The sequence below is a fragment of the Cupriavidus sp. 86D6 genome (assembly GCF_057815095.1).
Genome location: NZ_JBYPSB010000012.1, coordinates 1 through 16,171, shown reverse-complemented (window position 1 = coordinate 16,171; position 16,171 = coordinate 1). Strand labels below are relative to the sequence as shown.

Sequence of the window (16,171 nt, the reverse complement as noted above, 5' to 3'; positions counted from 1 at the left end):
AGATGACCCACATCCTGCTTCAGGGCGGCAACGTCCTCGACCCCGTGCACGGCGCGCTGCTGCCGCGCCATGATGTGCTGATCGACGGCGAACGCATCGTCGACGTCAGCGCCACGCCGATCCACGCGCCCCAGGCCCGCGTGATCGACGTCACCGGCAAGACCGTGATGCCGGGCCTGATCGACCTGCACGTGCACGTGCTGGCGTCGCTGGCCAACCTGGGCCTGAATGCGGTGCAGCCGAACGTGCTGGTGGCGTTCCGCGCCATGCCGATCATGCGCGGCATGCTGGAACGCGGCTTCACCAGCGTGCGCGATGCCGGCGGCGCCGACTGGGGCCTGTCGCAGGCCGTGGCCACGGGGCTGATCCCCGGCCCGCGCATCTTCCCGTCTGGCAAGGCGCTGTCGCAGACGGGCGGCCACGGCGACTTCCGCCCGCGCTCGGACACGCTGGAGCCGTGCTCGTGCGCGTTCCGGGCCGGCGCCATCGCCCGCGTGGCCGACGGCGTGGACGCCGTGCGGCTGGCCGTGCGCGAGGAAATCCAGAAAGGCGCCACGCAGATCAAGATCATGGCGTCGGGCGGCGTGGCATCGCCCACCGACCCCATCGGCAACACCCAGTACAGCGAAGACGAGATCCGCGCCATCGTGGCCGAGGCCGAGGCCGCGCAGACGTATGTGATGGCCCACGCCTACACGGGCCGGGCGATCACCCGCGCGATTCGCTGCGGCGTGCGCACCATCGAGCACGGCAACCTTGTCGATGCGGCGGCCGCCCGCGTGATGCGCGAGCACGGCGCCTACGTGGTGCCGACGCTGATCACCTACGACGCCCTGGCCCGCGACGGCGCGCGCCTGGGCCTGCCAGCCGACTCCGTGGCCAAGATCGAAACCGTGCGCCAGGCCGGCCGCGATTCGCTGGCCATCTACGCCGAAGCCGGCGTACCGATGGGCTTCGGCTCCGACCTGCTGGGCGAAATGCACCAGTACCAGTCCGAGGAATTCCGCATCCGCGCCGAACTCCTGGGCAACGCCGAGGCGGTACGCTCGGCCACGTCGATCGCCGCCGAGATCCTGCAGCGCGACGGCGAGCTTGGCGTGGTCAAGGCCGGCGCGATCGCCGACGTGCTGGTGGTCGATGGCGACCCGCTGCAGGACATCGAGGTACTGGCCGGCCCGGCGTCGCGCATCGAACTGGTGATGCAGGCGGGCAAGATCCATCACGCTTGAGGCCACGGCAGGCTAGCCCTCTCCCCGGACAACCCGCAGGCATCGATAGCCCCAACGGTTTGCTCCCCTCTCCCTTGCGGGAGAGGGGCCGGGGGAGAGGGCACGGCATTGCAAATCAAGCCCCTCGCCTCTCGAGACACCCCCGTCCTGCCACCCTCTGGCACAAGGCTTGCGACTATCATTGGCATCGTCACCTGCCCATGACAAGCCCCCGATGCGCATCACCCCCCTTCCCCCATTGCCCTGCCTGGTCGCGTTCGAATCCGCGATGCGGCACGGCAGTTTCACCAAGGCCGCGGCCGAACTTCATCTCACGCAAAGTGCCATCAGCCGCCAGGTGGCCCAGCTTGAGCGATTCCTGGGCAAGAAGCTGTTCGTGCGCGAGCCGCGTGCGTTGCGGCTGACCGTCAGCGGCCAGCAGTACGCCGAGCAGGTGCAGCGGCTGCTGGTGCGCTGCGCCGAAGCCACCGAAGACGTGATGAAACGCAAGGGCCAGGTCGAGCTGACCGTGGCCTGCTCCTCCGGCGTGGCCGTGCTCTGGCTCACGCCGCGCCTGGCAGCCTTCCGGGCGCGGCATCCGGATTTTCATGTGCGGCTGGTGGTCAACGACAGCCTGGCGTCGTTGTCGGGCACCGATTTCGATGTCGGCCTGTATTACCTGCGCGAAGGCGCGCCCAGCGGCATTGCCGCGCAGCGTCTCTACGACGAGGAAGTGTTTCCGGTCTGCGCGCCGTCGTACCTGGGCGGCCGGGCGCTGAAGGTGCCGGACCTGCCCAGGGAATCGCTGCTGGTGCTGGAGGATGCCCAGCGCATCTGGATGTCGTGGCCGGCCTGGTTCGCGCGCAACGGCTTGCGTGAAACCCGCTTCGAGCGCGAGCTGGTGGCCAATACCTACCCCGTGCTCGTGCAGATGGCCATCGAAGGCCAGGGCATCGTGCTGGCGTGGCGCCATATGATCGACCGATGCCTGGCGGCGGGCCTGCTGGTGCGCGCCTGCGACGCCAGTGCGTCGCTGGGCGGCGGGTACTACGTGGTCTGGCCGCGCGACCGGGCCGAACCGGCGGCGGCGCGTGCGTTCCGTCAATGGCTGATCGAGGAAAGCGACGCCGGGGCCTAGGTCCGGCCGGGCCTCGGCATGTCGGGGGACGGACGAACGACGCGCCTGACGGGGGCGGCTACGGGGCGGAAGCGAGCGCCTTGCGCACGGCGTCGGTCACCTGCGCCACCACGCCCTCGCGCCAGTCGTCGGTATCGCCATAGAACGCGTTCCATACCGTCTGCTTGATCAGGGCACGCTGGTTCTCGTCAGCCTCTGGATGCAAGTACAGCCAGTGATCGCCCCGCAGAGCGTCCAGCACTTCGGCCAGCGGCAGCGTGCCGAATTCGAGCGCAATGCCGGCATAGTCGATGGACGGCAGGGTCTGTGGCACCGCCTGCCACGCCAGGCCCGTCAGGTTGGCCGAGGTCGAGGAACCGTCGTAGATCGATGTGACGCTGCGGCCCCAGATGGCACGCGTCCTGGCCAGCGGCTCGGGCGCGTCCGGCCCCATGTAGATCGGTTCACCATAGCCCCACGGGCCCAGGCCGGTATGCACGTCGATCCAGCGCAGCACCGTGCGGCCCGCGCCAAACCGGGCCAGGATGCGCCGCAGCGTGTAATTGCTCCACGTGGCTTTGTGGCCGCCGAAGAACATGCCGGCGGCGTCCTGGTACTGGCCCGCGCTGACCGCAGCCTGATACCAGTCCATCCCCTTCTGGGCCACGGTCGTCATCAACGCCGTTTGTGCCTCGCAGGACGGCGGCCATTGTGCCGGCAGCAGCAGCGGCGCCACCTCGGCATAGGCCGGGTTCAGCGGCAGCGGCCGGTCGAAATCCATGAAATTGCGATTCAGATCGACGTTGTCCTCGTTGACGCGGCGCAGGTGCGAGAACCCATAGGGGTTCACGGCATGCACGAACATCAGCGCCCAGCCCGCGCGGCGGCAATCGGCATGCAGGGCGGTATCGTGCAGCATGGCCACCTGGGCGCCCGATCCGCAGTAGCCTTCGGCGCCGTGCGTGCCCGATGTCACCAGCAGCACGTGGGTCGCGTCGGATGCGCCCAGCCAGGCGACGTCCATGGCCAACGTCTCGCCGTCACGACCGACTTCGGTCGGATGGGGGAACTCGGTCAGCGTGGCGCCGCAACCATGGGCGGCATCTAGAAACTTCTGGCGGGCTTCGGCATAGCTGCGCGCGAACTGGCGCGCAACGGGCGACATCGGACTGGCAGGCATGGCGGGGAGTTGGCCTAGGCCGGGTGAAGGTACGCCCAATGTAACGCCAATCGGCCGTCCGATGCCAGCGTCTTGCATATTGGGTCTGGAACGGCCTTGGAACGGCTTCAGGACGGATTCCGGACCGATTCAGGAGCGATTCAGAACAGTTCGCCCGGCCCGCCGGGCTCGCCTTCCTTCGGCCAGGCGGAACGGAACGCATGCGGATGCATGACAATGCCGGCCGCCTCGATCTGCGCGGCGGACAGCACCAGATGTCTGGCCAGCCAGTCATGCAGGCTGCGCAGAAAACGTATGCGATCCTCGCGATTGGCGCTGGCCGTCAGCCATTCCAGCTTGGTGTGCGCGGTGTAGACATCGAGCAGGTTCAGCGCCTTGAGCTTGGGCGGCGTGGCGGCGCTGCGCTCGATCGCCAGCACGCGCTGCACCTGGGGATGCGTCAGCGGCCGGCCGGCCATGATCTGCTGGTACAGGTCTTCCAGCGCAGGAAACCGCACGGTCGGCTGCACGCGCGGCACGCCGGCCACCTTTTCCATCCGCAGCACCACATATCGCGTAGCGAAGTTGCGGCGCTGCAGCTCCAGTTCGGCCGCCGTGGGCTTGCGGCGCGGCAGATCGGCAAACGCGGCGTCCACGCGCTTGACCGCGTCGCGTTCGGTGTAGTCCGGCACCTGGTCGAGCATGCCCGGCACGGCAAGCGCGGCGCGCGCGCATTCCAGACCAAACGGGTATTCATGGCCATCGGGACCGCGCAGGATCCAGGCATGGCCTTCCGGAAAGCCATGGTGCCGGCCACCCAGGGCGCTGCGCGCGTGGCAGCGGGTGGCGGACGGATCGACAAAATCCTTGCGGACGGGAATCCAGCTCCCGGGCAGGGGTAGGGTCATGAGGCAGTGCGGGTGGGGAAATCGGCCGCTATTGTCCCACTGTTTCAGCGGCTGCTAAGTCATTTCGAGCGTATTGCCGCGCACCTCGATCCTGACCGGATCGCTTTTCTTCCATTGTTTTCGCGGGATGACGAGTTTCCACACCGCATCGCCGCCGGTGTCCCGGAAGAACGCCACCACGCCAACGTATTCGCTGCCGTCCTTCATCGGCTCGCTGATGCTGGCGGCTGCGCCCGGGCGCAGCACCACGTCCCCCGTGGCCAGCAGGTCCGGCTTCAGCCATTCCAGGTCATTGGCCTGCAGTTGCTCGTAGCTCGATTGCTCGAACCGCTGCGCGTCCTTGAGCTGATAGAACCGCACGACCGTCGACAGCGACTTGCCGGCGGCATCGGGATTCACGGACGCCCGGCCGGCGAGGTCGATGTTCATGGTCTTCACCTGGCTCGTGAACGCCCATTTCGCCGCGTCCACGGTGCCGTCCTTGACCGCCTGCCCCACGCCGCATCCAACCAGCCCGGCGCTGGCCAGCGCGACCATTGCACTGCGCTTCAGACATCGCATCGTGCCCTGCCTCCTATCCCATACGTTAAGAAATGGCTTGCGCGGGGCGCATGCCATGGTGCGTGGTTTGGTGACCCGTCCACGTTCCAAGCTGCACACGAGTCAGCCTGCCTGCAGCCGTAGCGGGCCGCTGCGCGTCTTTGACGGGCTCAAGCTGTATCGAGTAGCCCAGCCTGGCATCTCCGGCATTGAGCCGGGGCGCGGGCATCAGTGCGGGCCGCACGTGCATTTCCAGGCACGCCTGGACCGTGTATCCAAGATAGAAGCCCAGCAACGCCAGCACCGCGCGATGCATCGCCCCGCCCGGCAACAGCCCGAGCACCGCCTCGCCGGTCTGCGGCACCAGTACGACGCGGACGGTATTGGTCCGATCCACGAAGCCGCGCCCGAGCACGCAGTGGTCGCCAAGCGGCTGGGCGCGCTGCGCGTCCTGGTCGCGCGGGTCATCGAGGCGAACCCACACCGGGTGAAACTCCTCCACCTTGATACAGGCATCCGGCACCGCGTGCCGCAATACGCCGGCCAACCCCTCGGCCGTGCGTGTGCGCTGGCCGGCGAGGCCGAGCATCGACAACAGCTTTGGCGTTTCTACTATGCGTCGTACGTCCGGCTCGCCGATGCCAAGGCCCACCAGGCTCAACAGACATTGCGAAATCTTGTCGCGCCCCTCGCGCCGGAAACCAACCGGATACCGGTACTTGCTTGCCACACGGTAGAACTGGGTGACCATCCGGTGATGGAACAGGTCCAGAAACGCGGCCAGCGGCTCGGCGCCATCGCGACGCTGCGCGATTTCATCGACGAAATACGATGGCATGAACGCATCCACGCCGTATAGCCCGATAAAAGTCGTTCGCACTGTCGGCACGTCACCGAGCCCGCCGGCACCCTGCTCGACCGCCGCCATCTCGCGCCCCGGAAAGCCAAGCTGCGCCGCAGACCGGAACCGCACCGGATCATCGGCAAGCCGGTTCGTGGAGCCCAAAGGGGGATGATCGGGGGCCGCCAGCTCGATCAGTTCGCAAAAGCGTAGAAAATTCATCCGGGGCGCATTGGCCAGCAACGCAGCCAGCAGCCGTCCACCGGCCTTCGCGTGGGATTCGACCTCCCTCAAAATGGCGCTCCTTCGGCCTTGCTATCGGGCCAAACCAGCCGAGCGCCATCCGGCTGGGCGATGATTGCCAGGCGCGTATACAGGTTCAGCGTGGCGTAGAGCGACAGGAACGCATTCAGCATGTCGCCAAACAGCGCCAGATCGCCATCGCCCGCAAAGCGGGTCCGGTCAACCGTGACCGCGATTTCGACGCCACGCAGCAAACCGCCCTTGACCAGCTTGCGCAGCGGCCGGTGTTGCACGGCGGTGATCGCGCCGATCCGGCGCCGGTTCATTTCGCCATCGGTCCAGTCATAGAGCGCCAGCGACCCGCGCAGCATCTCGGCATCGAGCAGCGACAGGTAGTTCGGCGCCAGATGCGACAGCACGCGCCAGTGGAACCTGTCGCGCGTCGGCGGATAGACCGGCAAGGTCGGGGCGGTCAGGTTCCGGACCGCGCTGACGTGGGCGAAGCCGCTGCGCATGCGGCGGATGCCAGCCTGTCCAAGCGCCTTGCGCGGCAGCATGCCATTGGTGCCCGTCACCGACAGCGACAGCGTCTCCTCGGGCAGGCTGTCGTGCTGTTCCCACGCATGGCCGCCCAGCACGAGCCACGTATCGAAGCGGCCCGATGGCCCGCGTCGCACGCGGGTGTGGAAGTACCGTTCCGGCATCTCGTGACGCAACATGCCGCCGCGATGACGGAACGCAGCGAACGGCGCATACTCGAATCGCCCGCCCGTCGCCGCCTCGAAGCCCCGCACGGTGTCCACCGAATAGACTTCGACATGCCAGCCATGCCGCTCGGTGGCCCGCACGCGATACTCGGATTCCCGGTGGGTCACGGAAACGGGGTCCGCCTCCAGTTCGAACAGGTTGATGACCGGCGTGCAGTACAGCCGGAAGTTGTCGGCCGATACCCGCAGATCGGCGGGCAACGCCTTCTCCAGGACGACCTCGACGTCGAAGTGATCGACACCGGGCGGGATCGCCGTCATGTCCAGGCCGACCAGATCCACGAACATGAACTTCTCGGGAAACGTGAAATACTCCAGCAGCAGCTGGTAGCCGCCGAACGCATTGTCCGGCTTCGGCCAGAGCCGTTCGCCGGCACCCAATCCCGCCGGTTCGATGCGCAGCCGCGCCATGGGCTGCGCGGCTCCGGGCCGGTCTGCAGGAAACCCCGGGACGCGTACCTGGACCGCTACCGGCGGCGCCGTCAGCGCGGCCCGCATCGCCAACGCCAGCGGCCGGTCGGCATGCAGGTATATCCGCAGGCGCGGCACCGCGAACGGCTCCCGCGTGGCCGGCCCCTCAAACGCCATCCGCAACCGCACGACCGAGCGGCCGTCCTCGCGCGTATCGATCCCGGCATCGGTCAGCCGCAGCGGATACAGATCGACGGCCTGCGTGGTCCGGTAGATGCACTCGACCTGGCCCGTGCCGTCGCGGCCGTCCTCCACGGCAATCGGATCGGACAGCACCTCCAGCCCGGCAGGCAGCACTTCGTGGCGATGCAGCCCGGCCGGCTCTGGCGCCAGTTCCAGGATCGAAAGCGACGGGATCATCCGCAGGTAATGCGGCCACAGCATGCTGACCAGGCCCTCCGTCATCTCGGGCAATTCGTCGTCGAGCTTTTGCCGCAGCCGCCCCATCAGGAACGCGAATCCCTCGAACAGGCGCTCGACATGGGGATCGCGCTCCCCGACGCGATCGATGTTGAGCATGCGGGCGCGGTCCGGAAACGCCTGCGCGAACTCCTTGCCGGCATCACGCAGATAGCGCATCTCGGCTTCGTAGTAACGCAGGATGTCATTGTCTTGGGGGGAATGGCTCATCGTGTCAGCGTAGTCGTCATGCCAGGGTCAGGGTCCGTGCCGGGTCGATGGCGGTCAGCTCGCCCAGCAGCACGTCGATGCGATGCGCCAGCACGGGCTTGTTCGCGTCCTTGCGCAGAATGCGCGACTTGAGCAGCCGTAGCCGCTGCTGCTTGACGTCGAAGGCCAGCGCCGGTTCCCAGGCCGCCAGCTGGAACCGCTGCGCGTCCTGGTCCAGTACGGTCAGCAGGTGCGCGGCGATATCCGCCCGGTCAGCCCGTTCGGCAACCCTTGCCATGACCAACTGCCGGACAAAGCGTTCACGCTCGCCGCTGCGCGCCGGCAACCCCTGCAACCATGACAAGGCCGCTTCGATGCCCCGCTCCCCAGCCATGTCGATGGCCTGGGCCTCCATTTCGGTCCAGTCGGTCCTGGCCTCGGACACCACGGCGGGTGCGATCGGCCCACCGCGCTCCAGGTCACGTACCGTGGCATGGCGACCGATCCATTCCAGCGTGGCATCGTCCGCGAACGGCGTGCCATCGGCGAAAGACAGCTGGTCCAGCCCCGGCAGCCGCTCCAGCAACAAGGCACAGTCCGTGGCCAGCAGGTCTCGCACGGCCGCGTATGGCCCGGCGGCCTGCTCCTGGGCAACAAACGCGTAGCACTGCAGATCCAGCCAGCAATGGTTCGCGCCTTCCGCGAAGGCCTGCTCCACGCGTTCGAGCAATTCCGGCCATTGCTTCTGCAGGGACAGCCGCTTCAGGTGCGCGCGCAACTCCGCGCGCGGTGCTGCCAGCCGGGTGCGACCGCCGGCATCGTGAGGGGGCACCTCGACCAGGACATCCCAGCGCACACACCGTATGAGCCGGTAAGCGGCCAGATATCCATCGGGCTGCTCGCGCAGGAAACGCGCCATCTGGCGAGCACGGTCCAACAGTTCCCGTGCCGACGTCACCGCGCCGTATGTCAGCGACTCGGGTGCCTCCACTGGCTTGACCAGCCGGTCGTCGCTTGCCGCCGGTAGCGGGTTTTCAATCCGGCTCTCGAAGCGCCGGCACAGACCGTCCAGCGCCGGACGGCCGGCATCGGACCATTGCGCGGTCCGCGCCTGGATCAAGGCCAGCGCAGAAAGCGTACGCGCCAGGGTGTCTCCGTTCAGTCCATGCACGCGATCCAGCCTGTCGGCGAACGTCGTGCCCGCCAGCCATTCGAGCGCCGCCTTGCGCGATTCCTCGCGGGTGGGCAGCAGCTGGTTGCCAAAGCGATCGATCAGCGCCGACAACAGCTCGAATCCTGCCGCTACGCCCTCCGCGCCATCGCGACGCATGCGACCGTACAGGTAGTAGACCGCCAGCCGTACATCCTTGGCATGGGTTTTCAGCAACCGCTCGGACAACTCCACGATCAGGGCGTCGTCGACGCCGGACAGCTTGGCCACCTCGTCCTTGATCGCAAGGAATTCGTCCTCATAGCCTGGGTCGTCGCCAACCGGCATCTCCGGGCGAATGTCCTGCAGCCATGGCCCCCATTCCGCCTGCGTGGAGGATACGAGCGCCAAGGGCGTGTCGGCGCCAAACAGCGCCTTGAGTAGTTGATTGAACATTACGGGGAGTCGGATTCGTCAGTGGGATGCCGTCGCACTGGCCTGCGCCAGCGAATGCCGCCCGGAATCGGCAAAGATCCGAGACGGCAGTACAAAGCCTCGCAAGGCCAGCAACTCAAGCGGCCCATGACCCGCCTCGGTCCGCATCTGGTAGCGGATGGGATACGCCATCGCGGCCGGCACCGGCGTATGGGCTTCGCGCGCGGTCAGGCTATCCGGGTCGGCAGTCACTGCCTGCTTGCCGGCAGCGCCAGTATCTGGCGCCCCCTGCCATGTCAGCTGGAACGTTGCGCTGTCGATGGGCTCGACATCCGCGCGCTCCAGCATCCTGATCCATCCCCAGCGCCCGTCGAATTCATAGTGCTTGTTCGTCCCGGCCGTCTCGGTCTGCCACTGCAGGCGCGTGCCCGGCGCCTGAAGATCGTTGGCCGGCCACCGTGTGGCATGCCACGCTTCGCGCTGGTTGAAATAGTGAAGCGTCTGGCCATCCACGGTCATCAGGGTGTCAGTCAGGCCCGGCGTCGGGATCGGCTTGAGCGCAAACTGAAACTGCGGTTCGCCTTGCACCAGCAGTCGGGCCCCAATCCGCTGCAGAGCGTTGATCCCCTTGAGGAAATTCGGATCGAATTTCAGCCCTTCCGCAGCCGCCGCGACCGGCACCCATTGGTCGCCCTGCAGTTCCAGCACGCCGGCAAGCTGACTGCCCAGGAAGGCATGGATCAACCCGTCCCGCGGCCGCAGAAAGCGCGCTAGTTCAGGCAGCGAAGCGTCATTCTCGGTCGACGCAAATGGATAGCGCCCTGCGAACGCCCTCCCCCAGGCCATCGCGATGTGTTGACGCCAGGCCTCGTTCAAACTGGCCTGGGCCGGCCGCAGGACAGCCTGTGCGGCCTGCGCAACCGGCCGCACGAACAGCGCCTCGCCCATGCCGGCCCATTCGGCGCCAAGGCTGGCGGCCATCAACTGCGCATAGGCCTGCGTGTCACCCAGTTCCGACCCCTTGCCCTGAAATAGCGCCTGCGCCAGCTGCCGCGCCTGGCCATCGCCATCGCCGCTTTGCGTGATCTGCTGCAGGCGCAGGCGCAACGCCGTCGCACGATCGAAGTATCGCTGCAGGCTCAGATCGCCACTGCCCACGGACATACTCGGCCCACCCGGCCCCGGCTGACCGGCAAGTCGCAACACCGGTCCAAACGCCGCATCAAGCGCCCGTTCGCTCCCTCGGCGCTCGCCCCCTCTGCCTTCCCGCCAAGGATGGCCTTGGTCTTGTCCACCAGCGCTTCGGCCAACGAAGCCTTCTGCACCCCGGCCCCGCCCTGGTACGCCAGCGACTTCATCAACGCAACCACGGGCGACTGACGCGCATCGGTCATCTGCTTGAGTTGGGCAATCGAGGCCGGCAACGTCGGGGCCGCCTCCCATTGCAACGCGTTCATGAAGGCCTGCCAGTGCTCGGCATAGTTGGAGAAGTATTGCGCAGTCAGCGCGACACGCATCGCATCGGCGGAGTCCCGCCCCTCCGTCTTGCCGAAGCCAGCCTGACCGTCTGCCCCATCGTCGGACAACACCCAGTCCGCGGCAATATCCCGCCGCTTGGCGGCCGCATCGATCGCGTCCGCGACATAACCTTCATACGCCTGTCGCGTAAAGACCCCCGGCACCACCGCCGACGATCGCAACAGTCCACGCGTATCGGTGCCGGCGGCAAGCTGCGCCAACGTCAGGTCCGGATACTTGCTGCCGACACCATCGAGGATGCCCCGGTAGAGCGTGTCCTGCGCATTGGTCTGCCCGATGACGGCCAGCAAGGTCCTGCGGGCGCCGGCGACCAGATCCTCTCGCGCGTCAATCTTCCAGGCTTCATTCGTTTTCAGGTGCCGCGCATAGAAGTTGGCCATGCGCTCGGCCATGTCCATCCTTTCACCCGGCGTCAGGCGCGCACCGGTGGTCCAGTGTGCCGCCATCTGCGCCGCAAGGAAATCGGGTTCGACGCGAGCGGGATTCGCCATCATCAGATACGCCTTGAGCGTGTCGCGACCCCCCATCGCCCAGCGAGTGGTCTGGTCGTCGAGTTGTGTAGTCCGAAGTTGGGACAGGTCCGCGAGAGAGGCCTCGAGGTCGTGCTGGATGGGAGTGATCAGAAGCTGGCGAGCGGCTTGGCTGTATGGCTTCCGTAGCGCACCAAGGATTTCGGCGTCGCGGTTGAGGGTGGCGCGGGCCAACCAACTCGAGTGCTTCGATATCCGCTGCTCGTAAAGATCAATTTGTTGTTGGAGCAAAACCAAAGATCTGAGCTTGTCCGCAGGGCTTGTGGAGCGATGAATGCCTTGCATCGCACCTGAGGCCATACTCAAACTTCTTGAACTTTGCATGCCTGAGACAATCATCACAGAAGTCCAGGCACAAATACCTGCGATCGCAATCGCAAGAAAAACGTCTGCTCGACGTACGCCTATTGGGCGAACACAAAATGCCCTTGACTGCGCACTAATCTCCCGCCATACCGGTGACAAGGAAGACGAACACCTCCAGCCGTTATCGGAATCCGCATGACTCGACCCAGGCGGCCGAGCCAGGGTGAACACCGCACCGCTCAAACGCCCTTTCATCCAGTCTGACGTTTGCCATACTTTGGAAACGTGCCCAAGCATTCCGCGCATCGAGCCGACGACAGCCGAAAGCTTGACAGCCCCCCATCGGTCGATGATGCGCCGCGCATAGATGGCGTCAAGTGCCTGCCGACGTTCCAGCGAATCCAGCGCACCGACAACCAGATGATTGGCCTCCTCGGTACTATCTTGCAACCGCCCGCGAAAATAGACGCCGGCAAGCTCCCATTGCCCCGACTGACCCGGCGCTACCGACGGACATAACAGAACAACCGGGAAGCTCCAACGAAATTCTTCCTCCATCGCAGCCAACCTGCGTAGCACATCACTCTCTTTGTCTAGACCGTCACCCTCGGCAACCACATATACCAGTGCATCGATCGGCCGACGCGGGCGCGCCGTCAGGATCTCCTTCCGCCACAGGATCGCATCAACACCGATTGGCGTTGCATGGACTAGAACCGTTTCCTTTGCATCGACAATGCCGACTGCATCTAGTCCCGGCGCAATTGTGTTGATGGTCTTGTCGTCGCCACACACGAGTAACCAAGGCGCGCGACGTCGCCAACCTCTTCCGTGCCTCCTTCGCAAGGCCCTTTGCACGGATCGAAGTTCCGTCCACGGTGTCGGCCCCGAAGCTTCGCCCCCTTTCGTTTTCGACGACGTCAAAATTTCTGGCCTGGGCGACAATACCGTTGACTTCAATCTGGCTATCAGAAGGACGACCGCTTGCAGATGCTTCAAGAAAATCAGCCCGACCAGAAAACCACTGAATAGGCATAGCTCGATGATCGCTATCTGTTCAGCTGGTTTTTCATAACGCAGCAAGACCGCCCCAGCCGTGAACGCTACAACGATATACAGAATGAATAAAGCGATGCCGAGATATAGCATCGCGAGCTTCCCTTGCGGTTTCTCCCTCATTTTTGATTCCTGCAAACGAGGGAGATAATGCCGCTCCCATGTTGAGCAACGATAAGTTGCGGTAGCGCCAGGCGCCCAGCGTTTTCCAATGCATGAATGGCGGCGAGCCAGGGACTAGCGTCACCGCAATCCCCCAGCATCGCGTCGAGATCCCTTAGCCTTACGCCGTCCCCAAGCATCTTATTGAGCTGATGGCATGCTTCTGTCGAAAGTCCTTGCATCCATATCGTCTCGACTTGGTCCACGGCAGTTTGTCCCCACTTCGCGGCCAGTTCCACAGTCCGAGGCATCGAATCCACCGTTCCACGTCCTGGTCGATGAATGCGCAACGCTGACTTAAGGTCCGCTGATCGGTCCGATGCATCCATGCGGCGAAGCAGCATCGCTGCGGCCCCTTCTGAATGCGCACATTCCATACCGTCGCTTATGGCGTCTCGAAGTTGAACCACAACAACGAGTTTCGCTTCATTCACTGCCATGCTGTCGAGCCATTGCTCCAGCTCCGATATGCCAAAGCTGCCCGCACAGGGTGTCACACGCACTATCAAGCCACGGGCATTTGACGACAATAGCGCTTCCAGCTCTCGGCAAGTCTCTTCAGGATCAACACGTGCAGCGAGCCGAAGCCGAACATCCAGTACGCATCCCGAAGGCAATGCGCAAAGACCACATGCGATTTCACGGACCAGGTCTACAAGGAGCCAGGCGCAGATTTCCCGATGGCGTACGTGTTCACCCAGTACGTTACTAGGGTAGAACGGACGATTCGGTATCCTCAGTGCGCGTGGCGCGGGAACGGCTCGGTCCGTCGTATCAGGGCCGGGTGCATGATCATGTGGATCGGCACCGAGATCGATGCGAACGGCGCGCGCCATCTCCTCCGTGGCGGTGCGCTGGGCATGACCGATCACCGCGAGGGGTCTGCTGGCTCGATCATGGCAAGCCTCCTCAATTTGGTCTCGCACTTCGTTTTCCACAATCGCCTGGCTGCAGGCAAGATGCCCTAGGCCGAGTCGCAGGGCCAAGGCCAACAGCCAGCAGGCGACCGCGTACCCGATGCCCCCTACCCATAGCATCCACTGCTCGGACTCTGCTTGCCACCAAAGAATGCCGGCAATACTAGTACCAACGGCGACAAATATGACAAGCAAGGCTCCCCATCGCAAAGCACATATTCGGGGCGGCTTCGGAACAACGACACGTGGCGGTACCCTAGCGAAATCAATAGGCATCAACTCACCAACAGCTTCAAAATCTCTCATTAAGGTTCAGACGATAAGCCTGCGAACAAATGGCCGAGCAGCAAAGCTCGTGTGGCATCCTTTCCTATTCCGAAAATCCGAACCGCCCACTGTATTTGACGCCTTCCGGCGGAGTGCTTGACCAACTCGGGAACGAAACGGCGCCTCCTGCCGCGCCTTCAATACGCAACTGTCCTTTCACCTCTACCGCGCCCGCGGGACTGGCCAAGATGACTCTGCCGTTGCGAACCTCGATGTACGCGCCAGTGCCATCCGATAGCCGGATGCCCTGCGACGCGGCAAGGGTCAACTTTCCCTCCGACGAAGTGATAGCAATATCCTTCAACGCCATCAGGTCCAAACCATCGCCTTGGGCTTGTATTTCCACCTTTCCTTTCGATGCGAATATTCGAATACCCAGCTTTGCAGCAAATAGAGATATCGCTTCGCCTGCGGCGACAGACATCCGCTTTAGGACACCTACGTCGAAACCGCCACCTGCTGTCAAGAAGACGTGTGCACGCGCGGCAATTTGCAGATCGCTACCGGTTGCCAGGCCTACCCCATGTGGAGCTGTCGCAACCAGACAGGCCTTCTGCAGGCCTAGCAGCCGTTTTTCGACCAGAGCACGCTGCCTGTCTACTTCAGCTGCCCAAGCCTTTGCAGCGTTTGCGGATTTCGAAAGCGATTGCAGGACCTCCGTGGCCTGCCTGAAGGTTTCCGCCACATCGTCCATGTCGAGTTGCTTGCCTTCCGCATTCGGCTGGTCTGCAGCGGTCAGATATAGACCCTTGCCACCACGCAACGCCCCGAACTCGGACGTCCTTAGTTCGAAGCCGGATCCTCTTTTCTGTCTTTCCCGGTCGACCAAATAGCCAAGATTCAGTTGCGTCCGCCATCCGTAAGGGGTCGACAGCTTGATCCCCTCATGCCCCTCCCAGTCCTCGAAGCGCAGCTTGTTGTTGCGCTGCGTCCGGATCACGTTGCGCGATTGCCAGCCGTCCCGGCCGATGATCAGGTCGGGCTTGTGGCTGTTGTGTAGCGCGTGGGCGATATAGGGCCGGTTCGGGTTGCCGTCGTGGAAGGCGATGGCGACCTCGGTGCCTTCCAGCAGCGGGAAGTGGAAGCCCGTCTGCACGGCGCCGGCGAACGGCTTGGCCAGCCGCAGCGGTACGCTTTCCTGGCCATTCGGCCATTCGTCGAAGTCGAGGTCGAAGCGGACGGTGTAATGGCCGTCCTGCGTCAGGTAGGCATATTTGTATTGGCCGGGCGAGGTGACGCGACCGCTCAGCGTGCCAGCGATGCGTGGCCATTTCGTGTCGTCGACCGGCAGACGGAAACGCCGGTCCGACGGAATCGCGTGATATGTGTTCCGATAAGCCTGATCGCGGGCGCCCGTGTGGATGACTTCGGTAATGACCTGGCCGTTCGGCGCATCCGGCAGCGTCGCATCCATGCGCAGGATGCGCGCCGGGCGCAACGCCAGCACGTTGCTTTCACCCTGATAGACGACCTGCCCGGCGATGGCCGCCTCGTGACGCAGCAGCGCCTCCCACTTCGCGCCAGCCATATCCAGATGATGGGTGCCGTGGACGTATGGCTCGCCATAAGTCGTCCGATCCTTGTATGCAATGTTGGCGTCGGCCTTGAGCCGCTCGTAGGCGTGCGCGGGGTTGTAGTCCGATGCCAGGACCGATCTGGCGACGGTTCTCGTATGGGTACGAATCGCAAAGACGGCTTCGGTGCCCGACTCCAGCCCGGCCGTCTCCCGATAGGGCACTCGCAGTTCCGGCTGATAGATGTAGTGATCGATGTCGTCCCCGAACACCACAATTTCGCCAAATTTCCCCGGCGCGAAGTAGCAGTACATGCCTTCCTGCTCCATCAGCAGGCGCACGTAGTCCCAATCGGACATCTGGTACTGCAGG

General features: G+C 64.5%; 12 protein-coding genes. 2 read left to right on the top strand and 10 right to left on the bottom strand.

Features of this window, described 5'->3' with window-relative positions; all coding sequences use genetic code 11:
* Positions 1–2: 2 nt before the first annotated feature.
* Together AC3G88_RS22025 and AC3G88_RS22020 are read left to right on the top strand one after the other, a co-directional pair.
* Positions 3–1,229 (top strand): metal-dependent hydrolase family protein, encoded by a 1,227-nt coding sequence (locus AC3G88_RS22025; protein WP_488773145.1) that lies wholly within the window; start codon positions 3–5, stop codon positions 1,227–1,229.
* Positions 1,230–1,443: 214 nt separating this feature from the next.
* Positions 1,444–2,346, top strand: a complete 903-nt coding sequence (locus AC3G88_RS22020) for a LysR substrate-binding domain-containing protein (RefSeq protein ID WP_488773146.1) — start codon at positions 1,444–1,446, stop codon at positions 2,344–2,346.
* Positions 2,347–2,404: 58 nt separating this feature from the next.
* On the opposite strand, the gene AC3G88_RS22015 is transcribed toward AC3G88_RS22020, so the two are convergent.
* The 10 genes from AC3G88_RS22015 to AC3G88_RS21970 form a co-directional block, all read right to left on the bottom strand.
* Positions 2,405–3,505, bottom strand: coding sequence for a M14 family metallopeptidase (locus AC3G88_RS22015; RefSeq protein WP_488773147.1), 1,101 nt, complete (start codon positions 3,503–3,505; stop codon positions 2,405–2,407).
* 140 nt (positions 3,506–3,645) lie between these two features.
* Positions 3,646–4,392 carry an interleukin-6 family cytokine gene (locus AC3G88_RS22010; protein ID WP_488773148.1) on the bottom strand — a complete coding sequence of 249 codons (747 nt, stop codon included), beginning with the start codon at positions 4,390–4,392 and terminating at the stop codon, positions 3,646–3,648.
* A gap of 54 nt (positions 4,393–4,446) precedes the next feature.
* Positions 4,447–4,953, bottom strand: coding sequence for a type VI secretion system lipoprotein TssJ (gene tssJ / locus AC3G88_RS22005; protein WP_488773149.1), 507 nt, complete (start codon positions 4,951–4,953; stop codon positions 4,447–4,449).
* 25 nt (positions 4,954–4,978) lie between these two features.
* Positions 4,979–5,995 carry a type VI secretion system baseplate subunit TssG gene (gene tssG / locus AC3G88_RS22000; RefSeq protein ID WP_488773168.1) on the bottom strand — a complete coding sequence of 339 codons (1,017 nt, stop codon included), beginning with the start codon at positions 5,993–5,995 and terminating at the stop codon, positions 4,979–4,981.
* A gap of 68 nt (positions 5,996–6,063) precedes the next feature.
* Positions 6,064–7,884: a type VI secretion system baseplate subunit TssF gene (gene tssF / locus AC3G88_RS21995; protein ID WP_488773150.1), complete on the bottom strand. Its 1,821-nt coding sequence runs from the start codon at positions 7,882–7,884 to the stop codon at positions 6,064–6,066.
* Positions 7,885–7,900: 16 nt separating this feature from the next.
* On the bottom strand, positions 7,901–9,469 hold the full coding sequence (gene tssA / locus AC3G88_RS21990; protein WP_488773151.1) for a type VI secretion system protein TssA: 1,569 nt from the start codon (positions 9,467–9,469) through the stop codon (positions 7,901–7,903).
* 18 nt (positions 9,470–9,487) lie between these two features.
* Positions 9,488–10,606 carry a type VI secretion IcmF C-terminal domain-containing protein gene (locus tag AC3G88_RS21985; protein WP_488893978.1) on the bottom strand — a complete coding sequence of 373 codons (1,119 nt, stop codon included), beginning with the start codon at positions 10,604–10,606 and terminating at the stop codon, positions 9,488–9,490.
* Positions 10,588–13,002 (bottom strand): ImcF-related family protein, encoded by a 2,415-nt coding sequence (locus tag AC3G88_RS21980; protein ID WP_488893977.1) that lies wholly within the window; start codon positions 13,000–13,002, stop codon positions 10,588–10,590. Before AC3G88_RS21980 ends, AC3G88_RS21985 begins: the two co-directional genes overlap by 19 nt.
* A complete protein-coding gene (locus AC3G88_RS21975) occupies positions 12,999–14,264 on the bottom strand; it encodes a hypothetical protein (RefSeq protein WP_488773153.1) in 1,266 nt (421 codons plus the stop codon). The genes AC3G88_RS21980 and AC3G88_RS21975 overlap by 4 nt, the downstream gene beginning before the upstream one ends.
* Positions 14,265–14,328: 64 nt before the next feature.
* A partial coding sequence (locus tag AC3G88_RS21970; protein ID WP_488893976.1) for a type VI secretion system Vgr family protein occupies positions 14,329–16,171 on the bottom strand: 1,843 nt, incomplete at its 5' end.

Bases quoted from the DNA above. Each gene is read 5' to 3' on its own strand.
- tssA (WP_488773151.1), bottom strand. From the start codon at position 9,469: ATGTTCAATCAACTACTCAAGGCGCTGTTTGGCGCCGACACGCCCTTG.
- tssF (WP_488773150.1), bottom strand. From the start codon at position 7,884: ATGAGCCATTCCCCCCAAGACAATGACATCCTGCGTTACTACGAAGCC.
- AC3G88_RS21980 (WP_488893977.1), bottom strand. From the start codon at position 13,002: ATGAGGGAGAAACCGCAAGGGAAGCTCGCGATGCTATATCTCGGCATC.
- tssG (WP_488773168.1), bottom strand. From the start codon at position 5,995: ATGAATTTTCTACGCTTTTGCGAACTGATCGAGCTGGCGGCCCCCGAT.
- AC3G88_RS22025 (WP_488773145.1), top strand. From the start codon at position 3: ATGACCCACATCCTGCTTCAGGGCGGCAACGTCCTCGACCCCGTGCAC.
- AC3G88_RS21975 (WP_488773153.1), bottom strand. From the start codon at position 14,264: ATGAGAGATTTTGAAGCTGTTGGTGAGTTGATGCCTATTGATTTCGCT.
- AC3G88_RS22020 (WP_488773146.1), top strand. From the start codon at position 1,444: ATGCGCATCACCCCCCTTCCCCCATTGCCCTGCCTGGTCGCGTTCGAA.
- AC3G88_RS22010 (WP_488773148.1), bottom strand. From the start codon at position 4,392: ATGACCCTACCCCTGCCCGGGAGCTGGATTCCCGTCCGCAAGGATTTT.
- tssJ (WP_488773149.1), bottom strand. From the start codon at position 4,953: ATGCGATGTCTGAAGCGCAGTGCAATGGTCGCGCTGGCCAGCGCCGGG.
- AC3G88_RS22015 (WP_488773147.1), bottom strand. From the start codon at position 3,505: ATGCCTGCCAGTCCGATGTCGCCCGTTGCGCGCCAGTTCGCGCGCAGC.